This is a genomic window from Pseudomonas sp. 210_17 TE3656 (assembly GCF_054821965.1).
Map to the genome: position 1 here is coordinate 4,288,999 of NZ_JBTRBC010000001.1, position 21,832 is coordinate 4,310,830.

Genomic DNA, 21,832 nt, shown 5'->3' on the forward strand with positions numbered 1-21,832 from the left:
GCCACATGCGTACCGAACAGCCGCAAGTGATCTACCTCAAGGACTATCAGGCGCCCGAGTACCTGATCGACGAGACGCACCTGACCTTCGAACTGTTCGAGGACCACAGCCTGGTCCACGCGCAGCTGGTCATGCGCCGCAACCCCGCCCGTGGCGCCGGCCTGCCGCCGCTGGTCCTCGATGGCCAGCAGCTGGAGCTGCTCAGTGTCGCGCTGGACGACCAGGCCCTGAGCGCTGGCGACTACCAGCTCGACGACAGTCACCTGACCGTGCAGCCCAAGGCCGCGACCTTCACCCTCGACACCAGCGTGAAGATCCACCCGGAAAGCAACACCGCGCTGGAAGGCCTGTACAAGTCCGGCAGCATGTTCTGCACCCAATGCGAGGCCGAGGGTTTCCGCAAGATCACCTATTACCTCGACCGCCCGGATGTGATGAGCAAATTCACCACCACGGTGATCGCCGAACAGCATCGCTATCCGGTGTTGCTGTCCAACGGCAACCCGGTCGGCACCGGGCCGCAGGACGATGGCCGGCACTGGGCGACCTGGGAAGACCCGTTCATGAAACCGGCCTACCTGTTTGCCCTGGTGGCCGGTGACCTGTGGTGTGTCGAAGACAAATTCACCCGCCAGTCGGGCCGTGACGTGACCCTGCGCATCTATGTCGAGCCGGAAAACATCGACAAGTGCCAGCACGCCATGACCAGCCTGAAGAAGTCCATGCGCTGGGACGAAGAGGTCTATGGCCGCGAGTACGACCTGGACATCTTCATGATCGTCGCGGTCAACGACTTCAACATGGGCGCCATGGAAAACAAGGGCCTGAACATCTTCAACTCCAGTTGCGTGCTGGCCCGCGCCGAAACCGCGACCGATGCCGCGCACCAGCGGGTCGAGGCGGTGGTCGCCCACGAATACTTCCACAACTGGTCGGGCAACCGCGTGACCTGCCGCGACTGGTTCCAGCTGTCGCTCAAGGAAGGCTTCACGGTATTCCGCGATTCGGAATTCAGTGCCGACATGAACTCGCGCACGGTCAAGCGTATCGAGGACGTGGCCTACCTGCGCACCCACCAGTTCGCCGAAGACGCCGGCCCTATGGCCCACGCCGTGCGCCCGGACAGCTTCATCGAGATCTCCAACTTCTACACCCTGACCGTCTACGAGAAGGGCTCGGAAGTGGTGCGCATGGTGCGTACCTTGCTGGGGGCCGAAGGTTTCCGCAAAGGCAGCGACCTGTACTTCGAGCGCCATGACGGCCAGGCCGTGACCTGCGACGACTTCATCAAGGCCATGGAAGATGCTAACGGCGTCGACCTGACCCAGTTCAAGCGCTGGTACAGCCAGGCCGGCACCCCGCGTCTGGCGGTCAGCGAACATTATGACAGCGCTGCGCAGACCTACAGCCTGACCTTCCGCCAGAGCTACCCGGCGACTCCAGACAAGGTTGAGAAGCAGCCGTTTGTGATTCCGGTCGAACTGGGCCTGCTCGATGCCGAGGGCAACGACCTCGTCCTGCGTCTTCAGGGTGAAGCGGCTGCTGTCGGCACCTCGCGGGTGCTGTCGGTGACCGAGGCGGAGCAGACCTTCACCTTCGTTGACATCGCCGCCAAGCCACTGCCATCCCTGTTGCGTGGCTTCAGTGCGCCGGTAAAGTTGAGCTTCCCTTACGATCGCGACCAGCTGATGTTCCTCATGCAGCATGACAGCGACGGCTTCAACCGTTGGGAAGCCGGCCAGCAATTGTCGGTGCAGGTACTGCAGGAGCTGATCGCTCAGCATCAGCAGGGTAATGCGCTGGTGCTCGACCAGCGTCTGGTCACGGCGTTGGGCACAGTACTGGCCAACGAGCAGCTGGACCAGGCCATGGTCGCCGAGATGCTCTCGCTGCCAAGCGAGGCCTACCTCACCGAAATCAGCGAAGTGGCGGATGTCGATGCCATTCACGCGGCCCGTGAGTTCGCCCGCAAGCAGATCGCTGATCAGCTGTTCGACGCCTTGCATGCACGTTACCAGGCCAACCGCGGCCTCTCGCGGACAACCGAGTACGTTGCCGCAGCTGAACACTTCGCTCGTCGCAGCCTGCAGAACATTGCCCTGTCGTACCTGATGCTCAGTGGCAAGCCTGAAGTACTGGCTGCGACCCAGGAGCAATTCGACGCCTGTGACAACATGACCGAGCGTCTTACCGCGCTGGCCGTGCTGGTCAACTCGCCGTTCGAGGCCGAGCGGGGCAAAGCGCTGGAAGTCTTCGCGGAAAACTTCAAGGACAACCCGCTGGTCATGGACCAATGGTTCAGCGTACAGGCGGCCAGCACCCAGCCGGGTGGCCTGGCACGGGTCAAGGCGCTGATGCAGCATCCGGCGTTCACGATGAAGAACCCGAACAAGGTGCGTGCCCTGATCGGTGCCTTTGCCGGGCAGAACCTGGTCAACTTCCATGCGGCCGATGGCTCCGGCTATCGCTTCCTGGCGGACCTGGTGATCGAGCTCAACGCCCTCAACCCGCAGATCGCCTCGCGCCAGCTGGCGCCGCTGACCCGCTGGCGCAAGTACGATGCGGCGCGTCAGGCGCTGATGAAGGCCGAGCTGGAGCGCATTCTGGCCTCCGGTTCGCTGTCCAGCGATGTGTACGAAGTCGTGAGCAAGAGCCTGGCTTGACAGCCATATCGCGGGACAAGCCCGCTCCCACAGGTGTAGCTGAACCTGTGGGAGCGGGCTTGTCCCGCGATGTTTTTCCCCGCTTAACAAAAGATAACGTCCCGTTCGTTGTCAGCCCTTCGCAAACCCCGATAGGATGGCTTTCAGCTTTTGCGGGGCTCTGGAACACGGTTTCCACCAGCACCCGCAAATAGATTGACCCAAATAACAATAATCGGGGGACAGATCTATGACCGAGCCGTACATGGCAGGTCCCGGTTGCGCAGCGCGCGCACGACCAGGGGTATTGGCCGCCAGCGCAGTGCTGGTGTTGGCAATGGGGCTGTGGGCCAGCACGGTCGAGGCGGCAACGTCCGAAGCGCCGGTTTACTCCACCGAATCGGCCAGAGCCGAAAAAAGCCTGTTGCTCGACGTGACCCGTGCAGGTGCACGACTGGTCGCTGTTGGCGATCGCGGTCATATTCTCTTCTCCGATGACCAGGGCAAGTCCTGGACCCAATCCAAGGTGCCGACCCGGCAACTGCTCACGGCAGTGTATTTTGTCGATGACAAGCGCGGCTGGGCGGTCGGTCATGACGCACAGATTCTCGTCAGCACTGATGGCGGCGTAACCTGGACCAAGCAATTCGAAGATCTGCAACGCGAAGCGCCGCTGCTGGATGTCTGGTTCAAGGACGCCGAGCACGGCTTTGCCGTGGGCGCCTACGGTGCATTGCTGGAAACCACCGACGGTGGCAAGCAGTGGAGCGACGTTGCCGATCGCCTGGACAACGAAGACCAGTTCCACCTCAATGGCATCGCACAGGTGAAGGACGCCGGCCTGTTCATCGTCGGTGAGCAGGGCAGCATGTTCCGCTCCAGCGACGACGGCCAGACCTGGCAGAAGCTCGAAGGCCCTTACCAGGGTTCGCTGTTCGGCGTTATCGGTACTGCCCAGCCACGTGCACTGCTGGCTTATGGATTGCGCGGCAACCTCTACCGCTCCACGGATTTCGGTGACAGCTGGCAGCAGATCGAACTGAAAGCCGCCCGCGGCACCCTCGAATTTGGCCTGGCAAGCGCTACGCTTCTCGATGATGGCAGCCTGGTGCTGGTCGGCAATGGTGGCAGCGTCCTGCGTAGCAGTGACGACGGTCAGACGTTCAGCGTTTACAACCGCGCGGATCGCATCGCCCTGGCGGGCGTCAGCGGCAGAAACGGTGAAGGCCTGGTGCTGGTTGGCCAGGGTGGCGTGCACCTGGCCTCGGCCCAGGGTGCCGAAGGAGTGCAGCCATGAGCCAGCAGGAGCAGTTCAACATGAATCAGCAGCAACACCATCAGGACAAGGCGACGCTGCTTGAACGCCTGATCTTCAACAACCGTCCTGTGGTGATCCTCATCTGCCTGTTGGTCAGTGTGTTCCTGTTCTGGCAGGCCACGCAGATCCGTCCTTCGACCAGCTTCGAGAAGATGATTCCGCTTGAGCACCCCTTCATCGAGAAGATGCTCGAACACCGTAACGACCTGGCCAACCTCGGCAACACCGTGCGTATCTCGGTGGAAGCCACCGATGGCGATATCTTCAGCAAGGACTACATGGAGACTTTGCGCCAGATTCACGACGAGGTCTTCTACATTCCCGGTGTCGACCGCTCCGGGCTCAAGTCGCTGTGGAGTCCCAGCGTACGCTGGACCGAGGTAACCGAAGAGGGCTTCGCCGGTGGTGAAGTCATCCCCAATACCTACGACGGCTCGGCCGACAGCCTCGATCAACTGCGCAACAACGTGCTCAAGTCCGGGCAGGTCGGGCGGTTGGTGGGTAACAACTTCAAGTCGAGCATCATTGACGTGCCGCTGCTGGAGTCCTACCCGGATCCGCAAGACCAGAGCAAGCTGATCAAACTCGACTACCAGCAGTTCTCCCATCAACTGGAAGAAAAGATCCGCGACAAGTTCCAGGCGCAGAACCCCCATGTGAAGGTACACATTGTTGGTTTTGCCAAGAAAGTCGGTGACCTGATCGACGGCCTGGTCATGGTGGCGATGTTCTTCGGGATCGCCCTGGTGATCACCTGGATCCTGCTGTACTGGTTCACCTGGTGTATCCGCAGCACCATCGCCGTGCTGATCACCACCCTGGTGGCAGTGGTCTGGCAACTGGGGCTGATGCACGCGGTAGGCTTCGGGCTCGATCCGTATTCGATGCTGGTGCCGTTCCTGATCTTCGCCATCGGTATCTCCCACGGCGTGCAGAAGATCAACGGTATCGCCCTGCAATCGAGCGAGGCCGAGAACGCCCTGACCGCTGCCCGGCGTACCTTCCGCCAGTTGTTCCTGCCGGGGATGATTGCGATTCTGGCCGACGCCGTGGGCTTCATCACCTTGCTGATCATCGACATCGGTGTGATCCGCGAGCTGGCCATCGGCGCCTCCATCGGCGTGGCGGTGATCGTGTTCACCAACCTGATCCTGTTGCCGGTAGCGATTTCCTATGTCGGCATCAGCAAGAAGGCCATCGAGCGCAGCAAGAAAGACGCGACCCGCGAGCATCCGTTCTGGCGCTTGCTGTCGAACTTCGCCAGCGCCAAAGTTGCGCCGGTGTCCATCGTCCTGGCCTTGCTGGCCTTCGGTGGCGGCCTCTGGTACAGCCAGAACCTGAAGATCGGCGACCTCGACCAGGGTGCGCCGGAACTGCGTCCGGATTCGCGCTACAACAAGGACAACAGCTTCATCATCAACAACTACTCGACCAGTTCCGATGTGCTGGTGGTGATGGTCAAGACCCCGACCGAGGGTTGCTCGATCTACTCGACCATGGCGCCGATCGACGAGCTGATGTGGAAGATGGAGAACACCCCGGGCGTGCAGTCGGCGATTTCCCTGGTCACTGTGTCCAAGCAGATGATCAAGGGCATGAACGAAGGCAACCTGAAATGGGAAAGCCTGTCGCGTAACCCGGATGTGCTCAACAGCTCGATCTCCCGCGCCGACGGCCTGTACAACGCCGACTGCTCGCTGGCGCCGGTGCTGGTGTTCCTCAACGACCACAAGGCCGAGACCCTCGATCGTGCGGTCAAGGCGGTGCAGGAGTTTGCCGATACCCACAACAAGGAAGGCCTGGAGTTTCTCCTGGCGGCGGGTAACGCCGGTATCGAAGCGGCCACCAACGAAGTGATCAAGTCGGCCGAGCTGACCATCCTGATCCTGGTGTACATCTGTGTGGCGGTGATGTGCATGATCACCTTCCGCTCCTTTGCCGCGACCCTGTGCATTGTCCTGCCGCTGGTGCTGACCTCGGTGCTCGGCAACGCGTTGATGGCGTTCATGGGCATCGGCGTCAAGGTCGCGACCTTGCCGGTGGTGGCGCTGGGTGTCGGTATCGGTGTCGACTACGGCATCTACATCTACAGCCGCCTGGAAAGTTTCCTGCGCGCCGGTCTGCCGTTGCAGGAGGCTTACTACCAGACCCTCAAGTCCACCGGTAAAGCAGTGCTGTTCACCGGTCTGTGCCTGGCCATCGGTGTGTGCACCTGGATCTTCTCGGCGATCAAGTTCCAGGCGGACATGGGCCTGATGCTGACCTTCATGCTGCTGTGGAACATGTTCGGTGCACTGTGGCTGCTGCCAGCACTGGCGCGGTTCCTGATCAAGCCGGAGAAAATGGCGGGCAAGGCGGGGGGATCGATTTTCGCGCATTGATGAAACCCCATCGCGGGGCAAGCCCGCTCCCACAGGTCTGGTGATACCTGTGGGAGCGGGCTTGCCCCGCGATGCTTTCAGGTATCATAAGTTTTTTCTGACGATACCCTCCTGATGACAACCCTTTCCCAAGTCCTGCAGTCCTGCGACATGCTCCTGATTGACCGGCCTGCACGCCTTCGACTTCACCTTCGACGATACCGGTCTGCACATCGAGTGCATGGATGGCCGCGCCCTGAAGAAGTGGTCCTTCACTCCCGAGCAGATCGCCGCTGCCCGCGCAGACGGCGGCGATTGGCTGATCGCTGCCGACAGCACCGAGCATCGACTAGTCTGTATGAGTGCCTTTCGCGCCCCGGACGAGGATGACGATGAAACGCCAGCTGAAGACCCTGCTGATCGCTAGTGCCATGAGTGTGTTCGCCACCGCCCACGGCGCGCAGCTGCTGGTGGGCAGTTACACCGATGGCACCAGTGAAGGGCTCTACCGCTACGCGTTCAACAGTGACAGCGGTCAGATCGATGCCAAGCCATTGCAGGTGCTCAAGAGTGAAAACCCTTCCTGGCTGACCCTGTCGATCGACAATCGCCTGCTGTTCGCGGTCAACGAGAACGGTGCGGGCAAAGGCCAGGCCAGCAGTTTTTCCGTCAGTGCCAAAGACGGCAGCCTCAAAGCCCTCAATCAGGTCAGTAGTGCCGGCGACGAGCCGACCCATGCCAGCCTCAGCCATGACCAGCGCTACCTGTTCGTGGCCAACTACGGTGTGCAGCCGACCCCTGGCGGCAGCCTCAGCGTATTGCCGGTGGCCAAGGACAGCAAACTGTCTGGCTCGGTGCAGCAGGACCAGCACAAGGCCAGCGGCGCCAATCCGCAGCGCCAGGCCGGCCCGCATGTGCATTCGGTGGTGTCCTCGCCTGATGGGCATTTCGTGTTTGCCAGCGACCTGGGCGCCGACAAGGTGTTCATCTACCGCTATGACGGTGCCAGCCCGAAGAAACCGCTGAGCCCGGCCGACCCGCCAGCGATTGATCTGCCGCCGGGCAGCGGGCCGCGCCATCTGCTGTTCAGCAGCGACGGCAAGCAGGCCTACCTGACCCTGGAGATGAGCGCGCAAGTGGTGGTCTTCGCCCATGAGGACGGCAAGTTGACTGAGCTCCAGCGCCTGCCGCTGACCGAGCAGAACGATGCCTCGGCCAAGGCCGCAGGCGCCTTGCACCTGTCGGCTGACGGGCGTTTTCTGTATGTCAGCAACCGCGGCACGGCCAACGAGTTGCTGGTGTTTGCTGTGGATGAAGACAGCGGCAAGTTGATGCAGGTGCAGCGCCGCAGTGTCGAGGGTGATCATCCGCGGGAGTTCACCATCGATCCGTCTGGCAAGTTCCTGCTGGTGGCCAACCAGAAGAGCAACGAGATCGTGGTGATCCGCCGCGATCCACGCAGCGGCATGCTCGGTGAAACGCTGCAGAAGCTGCCTCAGGATGCGCCGTCGGACCTCAAGTTCATCGACTGACTATCAACCGCCTTGATAATGGCTACTGCTGCAATGAATTTCTGTGCGCCGCGTGAGCGGCGTAAGTTTGGACCACGGCCTGCAACGGCCACTTCAAACCACAGACTTCGAGGTCAGCGCCATGAACTTCAATCTCTTCCCGGTCATCGCCGCTTCTGCCATTTCTGCTTCGGTTGCCCTGCCTGCTCATGCTCAGGTTGAAATCAGCGAGCGTAAATCCTCTACCCTCAGCTACACCCAGAAATACCTGCAACAAAGCGCCAACTTCTATGCCGCGCTGGACCACAAGTCGCAGCACTGAAGCGTGTAAATATTCTGGTAATAGCATATCGCCATGTGATTGAATTTGACGCTAATTTATTGACGTTTGTCCTCAGGGGATAAAGACATGAAATGGCGAATCTTGGCGGTGTTGCTGTTCCTCTATTCTTCGCCGATTCTGGCGGTGTGACTTCTAGCCCTATCGCCGGCAATGCCGGCTCCCACAGGTAAGGTGTACACCGATCATTGTGGGAGCTGGCCTTGCCAGCGATGGGCTCACCGCGCCATGACGGCTTTGAACAACGCCGACTCCAGCCAACCCTGCAACCACCCACGCAGGTGCGGGTAGGGCGCGCTGGCGAACCAGTCCGGTTCGACCCCGGCAAACTGGCGCATCAACGGCAGCAAGGCAGCATCGGCCAGGCTCGGGTGGTCGGCGAACAGATACGCCCGTTGCGCCAGCCTTTCATCCAGTTCGGTCAACCAGACTTCAGCTTGCGCCCGGTAGTACTCACGTGAGTGCTCCGGGTAGCGCTCGGCGTATTTGTACAGGTTGACCTGGACCTTGAAATCCTGATCGTTGCGCGCAATCAGCGCATCGGCCGCTTGCGCCGCTTCCGGGTCGGTACGCAGTAGCCAGTCCTGCGGATCATGCCGGGCCAGGGCCCAGCGCATGATATCCAGGCTTTCATCCAGCACCTGCTCATCCGCGCTCAGTACCGGTACCGTTCCTTTGGGCGAAAGCGCGAGCAGCTCGGCCGGCTTGGCCTTGAGGCTGACTTCGCGGATCTCCACCGGACATTCGCTATAACGCAGGGCCAGGCGTGCGCGCATGGCCCAGGGGCAACGGCGGAACGAATAGAGAATCATCCGCTGACCTCCAGCGTACTCAAACCATTGCCCTGACGGCGCACCTGGATCTGCACCGGGATGCGCTCGTGCATTTCCTGCACATGGGAAATCACCGCGACCTTGCGGCCCTGGGCCTGCAGGCCATCAAGGGCGTCCATGGCCAGTTGCAGCGACTCCGGATCGAGGCTGCCGAAGCCTTCGTCGATAAACAGCGATTCGATGCGCAAGGTGCTCGAAGCCATCGACGCCAGGCCCAACGCCAGGGCCAGCGACACCAGGAAGGTCTCGCCCCCGGACAACGAGTGCACCGAGCGCAGCTCGTCGCCCATCTCCGTATCCAGCACCAGCAGACCCAGCAGGCTGCCGCCGCGCTTGAGGCGATAGCGCCGGGCCAGCTGGCGCAGCTGGGCATTGGCGTGATGCACCAGCAAGTCGAGGTTGTAGCCCTGGGCGATCTTGCGGAAGGTGTCGCCGGTGGCCGAGCCGATCAGGGCATTGAGCCGCGCCCAGCGTTGCCATTCACCGTAGGCCTGGGCAATTTGCTCGGCCAGGGCCTGGTTGGCCTGTTGACGGCGCTGGTCGTCAGCCTGTTCGGCACGCAGTTCGGCGCAGGCCTGTTCGCTGGCCGACAGTTGTTCCTGCAGGGTTTGCAGTGCTTGCTCCAGCGCCTCGGCGGGCACCTCCAGGCTGGCCAGGGCCTGATGCTGCTCCAGGCGCTGTTGGCGTTCCTTGAGCAGAATGTGCGCTTGCTCCAGGGCTTTCTCGCTGTCCTGCAGGCGCTGACGTAACTGACTGACGGCGCTGTCGTCCAGGGCCAGCAATTGTTCCAGGCCGCTGTCGTCCAGTTCAGGATGCCCCTGGCGCCATTGCTCGATCTGGCCGCGTACCTCGGCGTGTTCCTGTTCCAGGGCGCTCAAACGCTCGCCCTTGGCCTTGAGTTCGGCTGCCAGTTCAATCAGCCGTGCCTGGGTGTCCTGCAATTGCTGGGCTGCTTGCGCCTGTTGCTGGCGAGCCTGCTCCACCGCCTGCTCCAGGTGGTGCTGCCATTGCTCGGCACCTAGGTGTCCGGCGAGCAGGCTGGTGAGGCTGGCCTGGCTCTGTTGCTGTTGGCGTTCAAGCTCGGCGAACTGCGCCTGCAGCTCCTGCTGCTTTTGTGCCCGCGTCTGTTGCTGGAGCTGAGCCTTGTCCAGGGTCTGCTGGCGTTCGCTGTGCTCGAGCTGCTCATCTTTCTGCCGTTGCAGCAGGTCCAGGCGCTGGGCCAGTTGCTGGTCCAGACGCAAGAAGGTTGCGGCCGGCTCACGGCGCAGTTCATCGAGGGTGTCGGCGGGCAGCAGCGTGGCGAAGCTCGCCAGCTCCTGCTCCAGACGCTCTTGATCGGCGCCCAGGGCTTGCTGTTGTTGCTGCAGATGCTGGTTGGCCTGCTGGCTGGCTTCGCTCGCGGCTTGCAGTTGCTGCTGCAGACGGGCAGCGTCTTTTTGCAGGGTCAGCAGGGCGTTCTGGCGCTGTTCGTCGCGGCTGATGTCATCGTTCAGGCGGCGGGCCTGCAGCTCCAGCCAGGCCGTGCGCTGGCTGACTTCCTGGTCGGACAATGCCGGGTAGAGCAGGTGTGCCTGCAGGCTCGGCGCCAGGCCTTGCAGTTGCTCGGACAGTTGCTCCTGCTGGTGCAGGTATTCCTTGATCTGACCGTTGACACCACCCAGTTGCGTGCGCAGTTCGTCGAGCTTCTTCTTCAGCTCATCGACTGCCTGCTGGGCGTTGTGTTCTTCATCCTGGTCATGCCGCCCGAGGCTTTGCAGCAGGGCTTCGGGCTGATGGTAGGGATGTTCCTGGCTGCCACACACCGGGCAGGGTTGGTCATCCTGAAGTTGTGCGCGCAGCTCTTCGACACTCTGGCTACGGGCCAGGCGCTGACGTTCGAGCAGCTGGCGGGTGACATTGAGCGCTTGTTCGGCGGCGGTCAGCTGGTTCTTGCCGTTGAGGCCTTCGCTGATCAGCTGTTCTCGCTGCTTGAGGGCGATTTGCTGGCGCTCGCGCAGGGCACTCAGGCGTTGCTCCAGTTCTTGCTGCTGGCTCCACAGCCGGTTGAGCTCTTCCACCTGGCGCTGCTGCTGGCGATTTTTCTGCAGCAGCTCGCCAAGTAGGCCGATCTGCTCGGCCAGGGCTTCGGGTTCAGCCTGGGCTTCATGGTAGAGCAGGGCGATGGCGGCACGCTGTTGCTCGAGGGCGGCGCTTGCCTGCTCGGCACGGGTTTGCAGGCCGGGCAGTTCGGCGCGCCCCTGATTGAGGCGATTACCCAGTTGCATCAGCTGTTGCAGGCGATCGCGGTAGGCATTCCAGGCTTCGCTCAGGCCGGTCAGGGATGCACTCTGGGCCAGCTGTTGGCTGATCTGATCGAGGCGTTCTGCACTCAGGCGCTGCTGCTCAGCCAGATTGAGCAACTGCTGCTGGCCTTCGCTGCAGGCCTGCTCGGCCTGCTGTTTAAGCGCCAGGCAGTTGCCCAGCTCTTGTGACAGGCGGGCCACGCTGTTCTGCTCGGCAAAGGCCTGACGCAGCAAAGGCGCGCTGTCGCTTTGTTCGGCCAGGGCCTGGTTCAGTGCCTGCTGGGCGTTGTGCTGTAGGTCGTGCAGCTGTTGCTGGCGCGTGTGCAGTTCGTCGTGTTGTTGGCGCAAGGCGCTGATGCTCGCGGCCAAGGGTGAAAGCTGGCTGCTCAGTGCCTGCTGACGGGCAAATTGATGACGTTGCGGGGCCAGTTGCTCAAGGCGTACCAGGTTCAGGCGTTCGCCTTGCAGGCTGTCGCTGTGCTGCTGGGCGCTGAGCAGTTGCTCGTTGCTGCTGTGTACCTGGTTTTGCAGCTGCTGCAGTTCGGTCAGCCAGGCGCGTTGCAGTTCGAGCTGACGCAGTTGCGCCTGCTCGCCCTTGAGACGCTCCAGCGCCTGAGCATAACGTTGGTCGAGGTCGGCGCGGGCCTCAGGCGTCATCGGCATGACGCCGGCAGCCTGGTCTTCAAGGGCCTTGTGGACTTCTTCCGCTTCTTTGCTCTTGCTGTAGGCGCGACGCCCCAACTGGCTGTAGATCGCCGTGTTGGTGAGTTTTTCCAGCAGTTCGCTGCGGTCTTTGTCGTCGGCCTTGAGGAAGGCGCTGAACTCGCTCTGGGCCAGCATCACGGCGCGGGTGAACTGCTCGAAGTTCAGCCCCAGGCGGGCTTCGATCAGTTGCTTGTATTCACCTTTGCTCTGGTTGCTCAGCAGTTGGTCGCTGTCCAGGTCGTGCAGGCTCTGGCGGCTGCCTTGCAGCTTGCCGTTGGCTTTGTCGCGGGCGCGGTTGGCTTCCCAGCGTGCGCGATAACGACGGCCATCGACACCGACGAAGTCGACTTCGGCAAAACCGCTGCCGGTGCCGCGGCGTAGCAAGGTGCGCGGGTCGCTGGTGAGGATGTCGCTGTCGACTTCCGGCAGCTTGGTTTCGCGGCCGATATTGCTCAGTCGCGGCACCGCGCCGAACAGGGCCAGGCACAGGGCATCGAGCAGCGTGCTTTTACCGGCGCCGGTAGGGCCGGTAATGGCGAACAGGCCAGCGCTGGCCAAGGGCTCGGCAGTGAAGTCGATTTCAAATGGGCCAGCCAGGGATGCCAGGTTTTTCAGGCGGATGGCGAGAATCTTCATGGCTGCTCCTCTTGCTGTTGAACGTCCTGCAACAAAAGGGCGAAGTCGGCCAGGGTCTGTTCGTCCACGGCGTTGCCATAGGCCTGGGCCCAGGCGCGACTGAACAGTTCCTGCGGCGTCATCTGGCCCAGCTCCACCAGGGCGGCGTCATCCAGCGCTTCACCTTCGCGGTTACCCGCATATTCGGCGCCAATGCGTACCAGACGCACGGCCTTGCCGTGCAGGGCGCTTTCCAGTTGCTGGCGCAGGTCCGGTTGCGGCTCGTCGAGGCGCACGCGTACTTCCAGCCAGGGTTGGCGCTGCGGGTCATCGAGCAGGTCGACTACCGGCAGCTCGGCCAGTTGCTCAAGAATCTCCGCCAGCGGCGCCGGACCGAGGCGCTGCAGGTGCACGGCGCGGGGGATCAGGCGCGTTTCGACACTGGCCAGCTGGCTGCCGTCGAGTTCGATTTCGAGAATCTGGTGCTGATAGCCAATTTCCGAGAACGACAGTGGAATCGGCGAGCCGCTGTAGCGGATGCGCTCCTCGCGATTGACCCGCTGCGGTTTGTGCAGGTGGCCCAGGGCGACGTAGCTGATGTCCTTGCTGAACAGGCTGGCGGGCAGGGCTTCGGCGTTGCCGATGATCAGGCTGCGCTCGGAGTCTTCCGAGACCGAGCCGCCGGCCATGTGCGCATGGCTGACGGCGATCAGCGCCTGGCCGGGTTTGCGTCGTTCCAGTGCAGCTTCGATCAGGCGCTCGTGCACCTGGCCGATACCACGCAGGTAATCATCGCCCAGGTGCGCGCCGGTCACTTCGGCCGGCCGCAGGAAGGGCAGGGCCAGGCACCAGGCCGCGACTTTGCCGCGGGCGTTGGTCAGTGGAATCAGCAGGCGATCGCTGTCGAGGACGCCGTCATCGAGCCACTGCACCCGGCCCAGGGCATGGGTGCGCAGGCGCCGCATCAACGGCGCTGGCAGTTCGATGCGCGAGCCCGAGTCGTGGTTGCCGGCAATCATCACGATGTTCAGTTTCGGCTGTTGTTCGTGGGCCTGGACGATAAAGTCGTAGAGCCGCTCCTGGGCTTTGACCGGTGGGTTGACCGTGTCGAAGATGTCGCCGGCAATCAGCAGCGCATCAGGTTGGCGCAGCTTGAGCTGGCCGAGCAGCCAGTCAAGGAAACAGGCGTGTTCGAAGTCGCGTTCCTGGCCATGCAGGGTTTGTCCCAGGTGCCAGTCGGAGGTGTGAAACAGACGCATGAAGGGTTCCGCAGATTACCGGCGCAACGCGTTGAGCGTCACGCCTTGGGGTTATTTGGGGTACAAGGGCGGCAGGCTGCCGTTTTCGCTGGCCGTTGGCTGGAGCTGTTCAGCCGCGGGAATGGTGCCGATGGCACGCCACAGTTCCTCACCTTGCCAATACTGCCCGCTTTCGCTGTAGAGGGCACCGTTGAGACCATCCAGGGCGTCGGACAGCGGCACGAAGCGGGCGGCCATTTCCGCCAGGGTTTCCGGCTGTTGCCGGGCCCAGGCGTCCAGCGCCTGGCGGGTGGCCTGTGGGTCGTTGGCCTGGCACGCGCGCTTGAGATCGTCGAGCAGGGTGCGTGGGCTCGGTCCGCTCTGGGCGGCACGCAGCACCGCCGGTTGCGAACGGGCACGCCACCACAGGGCGAAGCCGAGCAGGGTGGTCAGGGCCAGCAACGCGGTACTCAGTTGCCAGGGCCAGAGCGGCCGGGTGGTGACACTGACCGGGTCGATATTGGCCGGTTTGTCGGCGCTCAGGGCCGGGTTGTCCTCGATCTGCAGGCTGCGCGCCGGCAGGCTGCTGTGCTCCAGGTGGTCTTCACGGGTGTTCCACCAGAACACCTCCTGAGCGGGCAGTTCCAGGTTGCCGCTGTGGGTCGGCACCAGCGCTTCACGTTCCTCGCGGATGCCGAGCAAGCCCCGGTCATTGACCTGGTTGCGCAGTTGCGGCTGGTCCGGATAGCGGCGCAGGCCGGTCACTTCGGTGGCCGGCAACGGTGGCAGTTGGGCACTGGACAGGCCTTCGGCCTGCACCGTCACGGTACGGGTCAGGGAGTCGCCGATCTGGGTCGGCTGTTGCGCCGGGTCGGGGCTCCAGTGTTCCTCCAGGCTCAGGTTGCTGGTCGGCAGCCAGGGTGCATCGGCCGGATAGTCGGCGGGGATGGGGTTGACCGTCAGCACCAGCGGCGTGGAGTCGACACGTACCTGTTTGCCGGCCCTGGGGGTATTGAGTTCTTGCTCGGCATCATTCTGTGCAGCCGTGGCGCTGAACGCCAGCGCCGGGATGTTGAGGTCGCCGCTTTGCTGCGGGTAGATCGCATAGCGCATTTCGATCACCCCGTGGCGCACACCGTCAATATCCTTCTCGAAGGTGCGCGATTCACCCAGCGGTTCGACCTTGGCGTTGTCGATCTGCAGCGGGCTCAGGCTGCTGTCATCGTACAGCGGCACCGAGTGATAGATGCTCAGGGTCAGTACCGCCTGGGCCTGCACATAGACTTCGGGTTGATCGAGGCTGGCATCGATGAACACCGGACCGTGATTCTCGCTGCTGGCTTGCTGCGTGAGGACTTGCAGGCTGATCGGCTCGCTGCGCAGCTCGCCCAGTTGCAGCGCCGGAATTTCCACACTGCCGCTCTGACGCGGCAGCAAGGTGATGATCCAGCGGGTGCCGGCAGCGTTCTGGTCGTCGAGGCTGTTCAGGCTGTTGACCTGGCGGGTGTCACGGACTTCGAAATTGGCTTGCAGCGGGCTCAGGTCCGGTTTGCCGAACTGGGTTACGTCGCGGGTCTGCAAGGTCAGCTCAAGGGTTTCGCCTGCGTTGAGGCGTGCGCGATCGACGCTGGCGAGCAGCGCCGCGGCCTGCACCTGCAGGCAGAGTAAGAGGCCGAGTACAAAGACGCAGGCGCGACTCATCGATGGGGTTCCTGATGTTGTTGCTGTTCGTACCAGAATTTACGCCGAAGCAGTTCTGCCGGGTTGTCCGGGATCTGCCGCAGCCATTGTTCCAGCGCCTGGCGCTGTTCGGCATCCAGGGTGCTGTCTAGCGGACGCTGGGGTGGCCGGGTGGTTTCTTCATCATCGCCGTTGTTGGCCAGGGTCTGTGCCTGCTCACTGCTGTTGCTGTCGTCCTTGTGGGCGTCGCTGGGCTGTTGTGCAGGCTTTTCGCTGGCCGGATCCTGACTGTTCTGGGCACTGCTGTTGCTGTCAGTCTGGGCGTTGGCGTCGCTCTGCTGGTTTTGCTCGGGCGGTTGCTCGGGCTGTTCGGCCTGACGTTGTTGCAGCAGTTGTTCGACCAGGGCCTTGTTGCTCAAGGCAGGCTGCAATTCCGGCTGGCGCTCCAGCGCCTGTTCATAGGCATCCAGCGCCGCTTCAAGTTCCCCGCTACGCGCCAGGGCGTTGCCGCGATTGTAGTGGTCTGCAGCGCTGTTGCCCTGGGCGAACAGGCGCGCGGCAGCGTCGTAGTCGCCGGCTTCATAGAGGGCCAGGCCTTTCCATTGGCGATCCTGGAAGTGCTCGGCGGCTTCATTCGGACGCTGTTGCTCGAGTAATCGCTGGCCTTGCTGGTCGGGACGCAGCCACAGGTCATTGAACTCGAAGGCGTAGCTCGGTTGCGGCAACACCAGCAGCAGCGGCAGGCAGAACAGCCAGCCACGGCGGCCGGCGCAGGCTGCCAATAGCAGCAGAGGCAACAGCAGCCAGTAGCCCTGGTCGGCCCAACTGTCCAGCTGCAGCGTCTGACCGTCGTCGCGCAGGCTTTTCGGGTTCTCGAACAGACGCAGACCGCGCAGGTCGAGGTCGTCGATACGGGCGTTGCGATAACGCCCGCCGGTGCTGCTGATAAATGCTCTAAGGCTGGCGCTGTCCAGACGTGGCAGAAGGATACCGCCCTGATCGTCCTTGAGGAATTCACCATTGGCTTGCCTGACCGGAGCGCCTTGTGCCGAACCGATCCCCAGCATCAGCAGGCTCGGGCCCTGGCGCCCCAGGGCTTGCTTAATGGCTTCGCGTTCCTGCGGGCTCAAGGACGAACCCACCAGCAGCAAGCGACCCTGGCCCAGGCCGGCCTGGGCGAGCAAGGCCAGGCCTTTGCGCACGGCGAGGTCGGCGCGCTGGCCGGTCTGCGGCATGATCGATGGGTCGAGGGCTTCAAGCAGGTTGCGGCTGGTGGCCAGGTCGTCCGATAGCGGCACCAGGGTATGGGCGCTACCGGCATAGACGATGATGGCGGTCTGGCTGTCGCGGCGGTGTTCGAGCAGGTCGAGAATCTTGCGCCGCGCCTGCTCCAGGCGGGTCGGTGCGACATCCTCGGCGAGCATCTGTGGGGTCAGCTCGAGCAGGATTACCAGCGGGTCGGCAGGGCGCTGGCGGGTTTCTTCCAGACGTTGCCAGCTGGGGCCGACCAGCGCCAGTACGCTGAGCAGCCAGGCCAGGCCCAGGGCAATCCACGGCAGTTTGCTGTCGCGGCCGCTGCCACCGCCCAGCAGTACGGCATGGAAGCTGGGCGGCAGGATCATCTGCCAGCGTCCGGCGCGTTTTTGCCGGTGCCAGAGCTTCCACAGCAACCAGGCTAACAGGGGTAAAACGATCAGCCAGGCCGGGCGCAGCCATTGAGGCCATAGAGCCATCATCGGCGTCTCCTCAGGCGCAGGCGCTTGAGCCGCTCACGCCACTGCACATGTGGAACAAGAAAGCTTGGTCGGCGCAGCAGACGTTGCAGGCGGTTGTCCGGCCATTGTTCCTGGATCACCAGCAATACGCTGAGCAGCAAGGCCAGCGCCAGTGGCCAGCTGTACAAGGCTTCGGCCGTACGCGCCTGGGTTGGTTGCTGGGCCACCGGTTCCAGACGGTCCAGGGCATCATCGATATTTCGGAGCTCTTCGCCGTCACGGGCGCGGAAATAGGTGCCGCCGGTCAGTCCGGCAATTTCCTTGAGCGAGGCTTCGTCCAGGTCCAGGCTCGGGTTGAGGCCAAGCAAGCCGGCAGTGCCGGTTTCTTCCGGGTCGGCGCCGATGCCGATGGTGTAGATCCGTACGTTTTCCTGGGCGGCCAGGCGGGCGGCGGTCAGTGGGTGGATCTGTCCGCCGTTGTTGGCGCCGTCAGTGACCAGCACCAGTACCCGGCTCTGCGCCGGGCGCTGGCGCAGGCGCTTGAGTGCCAGGCCAATGGCATCGCCGATGGCGGTGTTCTTGCCGGCAATGCCGATCTGCGCTTCGTCGAGGAAAGTGCGCACAGTACGCCGGTCGAAGGTCAGCGGTGCTTGCAGGTAGGCCTGGCTGCCGAACAGGATCAGGCCGACACGGTCACCCTGGCGGGCTTCAAGGAAGTCGCCGAGCAGGGCCTTGACCAAGGTCAGACGGCTGACCTCTTCGTCCTGCCATTGCATGTCGGGAAAGTCCATGGACCCGGAGACATCCACCGCCACCAGCAAGTCGCGGCCGCTGGCGGACACCGGCACCGGCTCGCCCAGCCACTGCGGGCGGGCGGCGGCCAGCAACAGTAACAGCCAGACCACGACGAAGGGGGCCTGCTGGCGCCAGGTTGGCAGGTTCAGACGCGCACGACGCCCGGCCAGGCCTTCGAGTTCATTGAGAAAGCTGACCTTGAGCACCGGTTCGCCACTGTCGGCGCCAGGCAGCAGCAAGCGCGCCAGCCAGGGCAGCGGCAACAGCAGAAACACCCACGGCCAGGCCAGTTCAAACATGTTTACGGATCCAGGTTTCGACCGCTTGATTGAGCCCGGCGATGGCCTTGTCGTCGAGCTTGCATTCGGGCTTGTAGGCGCCTTCGACCAGGACCATCCAGCGGGTCAGGCCGGCGGCCGGGCAACGGTTGTCGAGAAAGGCCAGCCACTGCCGGCCATTGAGGGTATGGCTGTGGCTGCCGGGGTAGTGGTTGCGGCACAGGCGTTTGAGCAGTGCGTTGATCTGCTGCAACCAGGCGCCGGCCGGTTCTCCGTCATAGGGTTTGGGCAGGCGCGCGAGTTCCGCCAGCGCTTCGATCCGGATCGGATCGAGGGGCAGTTCGGCGCGCACGATGGGCTTTTTGCCCGGGCGCCAGTGCCGCAGGCGCCACACGCCCCAACCCAGCAACGGTAGCAGGGCAAGCAACAGCCACCAGCCCGGTGCCAGTGGCCACCAGCTGATCGGCGGCGGGCTGATCAGTGGCTGCAGTTGCTCCAGCGGGTTCACTGGGCTTTCCCCGGTCGTTGCGCATTGAGGTACTCGCGCAGTTGTTCGATCATTTCGCTTTGCGTGCTCAGCGGCATCAGCACCACCCGCAGCTTCTGTGCCAGCAGTTCCCAGCGTTCGATACGCGCTTCGCTCTGTTGACGGTAGCTGCGGCGCAGGGTCGGGTCGAGGGTGTCGAGCTCCAGTTGCGCGCCGTGCTGGGCAAAGCGCAGCAGGCCGGCGGCGGGCAGGGCGTGGTCGAGCGGGTCGGACAGCGGCAGCAGGAGCAGGTCGCAGTGGCGCGACAGCAGGCTCAGTTGCTGTTCCACCGCCGGGCTCAAGGCACGCTCGTCGCAGATGATGATCGCCAGACTGCCCGGGCGCAGCACTTCACGGGCGCGGCGCAGGGCAAGTCCAAGGCTGTCGGCCTGGGGCTTGGCTTCGGTATGCAGCGACTGGTTGACCCGGGCCAGGCGGTTGAGCAATTGCAGCAGGCTCTGCTTGCTGCGCCGGGGCTTGATTTCGTAGTGCTCGTTGTCGCCGAACACCAGGCCGCCGATGCGGTCGTTGTGGCCCAGGGCAGCCCAGCCGATCAACGCCGCGGCCTGGGCGGCGAGCACCGATTTGAACATCAGTCCCGAGCCGAAGAACAGGCGCTGGCTTTGTTCGACGAGAATGTAGATCGGCCGCTCGCGCTCCTCATGGAAGAGTTTGGTATGCGGTTCCTGGGTGCGTGCGGTCACGCGCCAGTCGATGTTGCGCACATCGTCACCGGCCTGGTACACCCGCACCTGGTCGAAGTCGACCCCGCGGCCACGCAGCTTCGAGTGGTGCAGCCCCACCAGCGGGCTGCGCTGGCCGGGCCGGGAGAACAATTGCACTTCGCGCACACGATGACGCATCTCGATCAGCTCGGCGAGGCTGATACGGATTCCGGGCGCGGCCAGCAGGCGATCGGGCATGGCGTCAGGCGACGGCGACGACGTCGAGGACGCGCTGGATTACCCGGTCCTGATCGATCCCGGCGGCCTCGGCCTCGAAGGAAAGAATGATGCGGTGGCGCAGCACGTCGAACAGTACCGCCTGGATGTCCTCGGGGCTGACGAAGTCGCGCCCGGCCAGCCAGGCGTGGGCGCGCGCGCAACGGTCCAGGGCGATTGAGCCGCGCGGGCTGGCGCCATAGGCGATCCAGTCGGCCAGCTCCGGATCAAATTTGCCCGGCGTGCGGGTGGCAATGACCAGTTGCACCAGGTACTCCTCCACCGCATCGGCCATGTACAGGCCGAGGATTTCCTTGCGCGCGGCGAAGATCGCCTGCTGGCTGACCCGGCGCTCGGGCTTGGCCTCGCCATTGAGGGCTTCGCCGCGGGCCTGCAGGAGGATCCGGCGTTCTACTGAAGCGTCCGGGAAACCGATTTTCACATGCATGAGGAAACGGTCGAGCTGGGCTTCGGGCAGCGGGTAGGTGCCTTCCTGCTCGATCGGGTTTTGCGTGGCCATGACCAGGAACAATGGCGACAGCTCGTAGGTGCTGCGCCCGACGCTGACCTGGCGCTCGGCCATGGCCTCGAGCAATGCCGACTGAACCTTGGCCGGGGCGCGGTTGATCTCGTCGGCCAGTACCAGGTTGTGGAAGATCGGCCCTTGCTGGAACACAAAGCTGCCGGTTTCCGGACGGTAGATTTCGGTACCGGTGATGTCGGCCGGGAGCAGGTCGGGGGTGAACTGGATACGATGGAACTCGGCCTCGACGCCTTCGGCCAGTTCCTTGATGGCCTTGGTCTTGGCCAGGCCAGGGGCGCCTTCGACCAGCATGTGGCCGTCGGCCAGGAGCACGATGAGCAAGCGCTCGACGAGTTTTTCCTGACCAAGGATCTGGGTTGAAAGAAAGGTGCGCAGCGCGATCAGCGCCTCACGGTGTTCCATCGTTGAAGGTTCCTGGACAAATGCCTGGGCGTGCGGCGTGAAAGCGCCCGGGCGGGGGCTGCTACTTTAATCTATCCGGGCCTCAGGCTACTAATGGCGGCAGGTAATTTTGTGCAAATCGAGAACACCTTGCGGGGCAAGCCCGCTCCTGCCGACTGCGGTAGGAACAGGCTCAGGTCCACCAGTAACGCACCAGATGAAAGAAGATCGGCGCGGCAAAGCACACCGAGTCCAGGCGATCGAGCATGCCGCCGTGGCCTTCGATCATGTGCCCCCAGTCCTTGACCCCACGGTCGCGTTTGATCGCTGACATGACAATGCCGCCGGCAAAGCCCAACAGGTTGATCAGCAGCGCGATCAGGAACGACTGCCAGAGGTTGAACGGGGTGATCCAGCACAGCGCAGCGCCGATCAGCGACGCCAGTAACAGGCCGCCGACAAAGCCTTCGACGGTTTTCGACGGTGACAGGTTGGGGGCGATCTTGTGCTTGCCGAACAGCTTGCCGCAGACGTACTGCAGCACATCGGACAGTTGCACGACGATCACCAGGTAAGCGATCAGCAGCAGGTTGCGGCCCTCGTAGCCGGCGATGTCCAGGGTCAGCAGGGCCGGCACGAACGAGATGCAGTACACCGCGATCATCAGGCCCCACTGGACTTTGGAGGCGCGCTCGAGAAAGTGCGCGCTGTCACCGCCCAGGGACGCGAGGATTGGTAGCAGCAAGAACACGTAGACCGGGATGAAGATCGAGAACAATCCATACCAGTCGGCATAAATCAGCAGGTATTGCAGCGGCAGCGCCAGATAGAACGCTGCCACCAGGGCCGGGTAGTCGCTGCGCCGGGTCGGGGTCAGGGTGAGGAATTCACGCAAGGCATAGAACGATACGGCGTAGAACAGCAGGATCACTGCACCGTTGCCCAGCCAGAAGGCGATGCCGATGACCAGCACCATCACCCACCAGGCATTGATCCGCGCATTGAGGTTGTCGATCACGGCATTGGCGCTGCCAGCGGTTCGCCATTTGAGGATCAAGCCGATCAGCGAGGCCGACAGCAGCAGCGCGCCGATGCCGGCAAATAACGTCAGGGTCTGGTTATCCATGT

At 63.1% G+C, this 21,832-nt stretch carries 15 protein-coding genes and 1 pseudogene; 6 read left to right on the forward strand and 10 right to left on the reverse strand.

Annotated features, from left to right (window positions below; all coding sequences use genetic code 11):
• Window positions 1-5: 5 nt before the first annotated feature.
• The 6 genes and pseudogenes from pepN (at window position 6) to ACVI9W_RS20185 (ending at window position 8,153) form a co-directional block, all read left to right on the forward strand.
• A complete protein-coding gene (pepN, locus tag ACVI9W_RS20160; protein WP_461530957.1) occupies window positions 6-2,663 on the forward strand; it encodes an aminopeptidase N in 2,658 nt (885 codons plus the stop codon).
• Between the two features lie 229 nt (window positions 2,664-2,892).
• Window positions 2,893-3,939, forward strand: coding sequence for a WD40/YVTN/BNR-like repeat-containing protein (locus ACVI9W_RS20165; protein WP_461530958.1), 1,047 nt, complete (start codon window positions 2,893-2,895; stop codon window positions 3,937-3,939).
• Between the two features lie 20 nt (window positions 3,940-3,959).
• A complete protein-coding gene (locus ACVI9W_RS20170; protein WP_038616321.1) occupies window positions 3,960-6,341 on the forward strand; it encodes an efflux RND transporter permease subunit in 2,382 nt (793 codons plus the stop codon).
• A gap of 114 nt (window positions 6,342-6,455) precedes the next feature.
• Window positions 6,456-6,747 (forward strand): annotated as a pseudogene (locus ACVI9W_RS20175) (DUF5629 family protein).
• Window positions 6,713-7,852, forward strand: a complete 1,140-nt coding sequence (locus ACVI9W_RS20180; RefSeq protein ID WP_461530959.1) for a lactonase family protein — start codon at window positions 6,713-6,715, stop codon at window positions 7,850-7,852. Before ACVI9W_RS20175 ends, ACVI9W_RS20180 begins: the two are co-directional and overlap by 35 nt.
• A gap of 121 nt (window positions 7,853-7,973) precedes the next feature.
• Window positions 7,974-8,153: a hypothetical protein gene (locus ACVI9W_RS20185; protein ID WP_038616324.1), complete on the forward strand. Its 180-nt coding sequence runs from the start codon at window positions 7,974-7,976 to the stop codon at window positions 8,151-8,153.
• Between the two features lie 236 nt (window positions 8,154-8,389).
• On the opposite strand, the gene ACVI9W_RS20190 is transcribed toward ACVI9W_RS20185, so the two are convergent.
• From ACVI9W_RS20190 to ACVI9W_RS20235, 10 genes are all read right to left on the reverse strand, one after another.
• Window positions 8,390-8,983, reverse strand: a complete 594-nt coding sequence (locus ACVI9W_RS20190) for a glutathione S-transferase (RefSeq protein ID WP_461530960.1) — start codon at window positions 8,981-8,983, stop codon at window positions 8,390-8,392.
• Window positions 8,980-12,627, reverse strand: a complete 3,648-nt coding sequence (locus ACVI9W_RS20195; RefSeq protein WP_461530961.1) for an AAA family ATPase — start codon at window positions 12,625-12,627, stop codon at window positions 8,980-8,982. The genes ACVI9W_RS20190 and ACVI9W_RS20195 overlap by 4 nt, the downstream gene beginning before the upstream one ends.
• Window positions 12,624-13,865: an exonuclease SbcCD subunit D C-terminal domain-containing protein gene (locus ACVI9W_RS20200; RefSeq protein WP_038608748.1), complete on the reverse strand. Its 1,242-nt coding sequence runs from the start codon at window positions 13,863-13,865 to the stop codon at window positions 12,624-12,626. Before ACVI9W_RS20200 ends, ACVI9W_RS20195 begins: the two co-directional genes overlap by 4 nt.
• Before the next feature lie 51 nt (window positions 13,866-13,916).
• Window positions 13,917-15,545: a BatD family protein gene (locus ACVI9W_RS20205; RefSeq protein WP_461530962.1), complete on the reverse strand. Its 1,629-nt coding sequence runs from the start codon at window positions 15,543-15,545 to the stop codon at window positions 13,917-13,919.
• Window positions 15,542-17,260, reverse strand: coding sequence for a vWA domain-containing protein (locus tag ACVI9W_RS20210; RefSeq protein ID WP_461530963.1), 1,719 nt, complete (start codon window positions 17,258-17,260; stop codon window positions 15,542-15,544). The genes ACVI9W_RS20205 and ACVI9W_RS20210 overlap by 4 nt, the downstream gene beginning before the upstream one ends.
• On the reverse strand, window positions 17,257-18,333 hold the full coding sequence (locus ACVI9W_RS20215) for a vWA domain-containing protein (protein ID WP_461530964.1): 1,077 nt from the start codon (window positions 18,331-18,333) through the stop codon (window positions 17,257-17,259). The genes ACVI9W_RS20210 and ACVI9W_RS20215 overlap by 4 nt, the downstream gene beginning before the upstream one ends.
• Window positions 18,326-18,820 (reverse strand): DUF4381 domain-containing protein, encoded by a 495-nt coding sequence (locus ACVI9W_RS20220; RefSeq protein ID WP_191831971.1) that lies wholly within the window; start codon window positions 18,818-18,820, stop codon window positions 18,326-18,328. The genes ACVI9W_RS20215 and ACVI9W_RS20220 overlap by 8 nt, the downstream gene beginning before the upstream one ends.
• Window positions 18,817-19,761, reverse strand: coding sequence for a DUF58 domain-containing protein (locus tag ACVI9W_RS20225; RefSeq protein WP_038608762.1), 945 nt, complete (start codon window positions 19,759-19,761; stop codon window positions 18,817-18,819). Before ACVI9W_RS20225 ends, ACVI9W_RS20220 begins: the two co-directional genes overlap by 4 nt.
• Before the next feature lie 4 nt (window positions 19,762-19,765).
• The gene (locus ACVI9W_RS20230; protein WP_038608766.1) at window positions 19,766-20,725 is read right to left on the reverse strand and encodes an AAA family ATPase; all 960 of its coding nucleotides are present in this window, start codon (window positions 20,723-20,725) and stop codon (window positions 19,766-19,768) included.
• A gap of 172 nt (window positions 20,726-20,897) precedes the next feature.
• Window positions 20,898-21,830, reverse strand: a complete 933-nt coding sequence (locus tag ACVI9W_RS20235) for a phosphatidate cytidylyltransferase (RefSeq protein ID WP_191831970.1) — start codon at window positions 21,828-21,830, stop codon at window positions 20,898-20,900.
• Window positions 21,831-21,832: the final 2 nt, after the last annotated feature.

Bases quoted from the DNA above. Each gene is read 5' to 3' on its own strand.
- ACVI9W_RS20235 (WP_191831970.1), bottom strand. From the start codon at position 21,830: ATGGATAACCAGACCCTGACGTTATTTGCCGGCATCGGCGCGCTGCTG.
- ACVI9W_RS20195 (WP_461530961.1), bottom strand. From the start codon at position 12,627: ATGAAGATTCTCGCCATCCGCCTGAAAAACCTGGCATCCCTGGCTGGC.
- ACVI9W_RS20165 (WP_461530958.1), top strand. From the start codon at position 2,893: ATGACCGAGCCGTACATGGCAGGTCCCGGTTGCGCAGCGCGCGCACGA.
- ACVI9W_RS20210 (WP_461530963.1), bottom strand. From the start codon at position 17,260: ATGATGGCTCTATGGCCTCAATGGCTGCGCCCGGCCTGGCTGATCGTT.
- ACVI9W_RS20200 (WP_038608748.1), bottom strand. From the start codon at position 13,865: ATGCGTCTGTTTCACACCTCCGACTGGCACCTGGGACAAACCCTGCAT.
- ACVI9W_RS20180 (WP_461530959.1), top strand. From the start codon at position 6,713: ATGAAACGCCAGCTGAAGACCCTGCTGATCGCTAGTGCCATGAGTGTG.
- ACVI9W_RS20185 (WP_038616324.1), top strand. From the start codon at position 7,974: ATGAACTTCAATCTCTTCCCGGTCATCGCCGCTTCTGCCATTTCTGCT.
- ACVI9W_RS20170 (WP_038616321.1), top strand. From the start codon at position 3,960: ATGAATCAGCAGCAACACCATCAGGACAAGGCGACGCTGCTTGAACGC.
- ACVI9W_RS20225 (WP_038608762.1), bottom strand. From the start codon at position 19,761: ATGCCCGATCGCCTGCTGGCCGCGCCCGGAATCCGTATCAGCCTCGCC.
- ACVI9W_RS20230 (WP_038608766.1), bottom strand. From the start codon at position 20,725: ATGGAACACCGTGAGGCGCTGATCGCGCTGCGCACCTTTCTTTCAACC.
- ACVI9W_RS20205 (WP_461530962.1), bottom strand. From the start codon at position 15,545: ATGAGTCGCGCCTGCGTCTTTGTACTCGGCCTCTTACTCTGCCTGCAG.
- ACVI9W_RS20190 (WP_461530960.1), bottom strand. From the start codon at position 8,983: ATGATTCTCTATTCGTTCCGCCGTTGCCCCTGGGCCATGCGCGCACGC.
- ACVI9W_RS20215 (WP_461530964.1), bottom strand. From the start codon at position 18,333: ATGTTTGAACTGGCCTGGCCGTGGGTGTTTCTGCTGTTGCCGCTGCCC.
- pepN (WP_461530957.1), top strand. From the start codon at position 6: ATGCGTACCGAACAGCCGCAAGTGATCTACCTCAAGGACTATCAGGCG.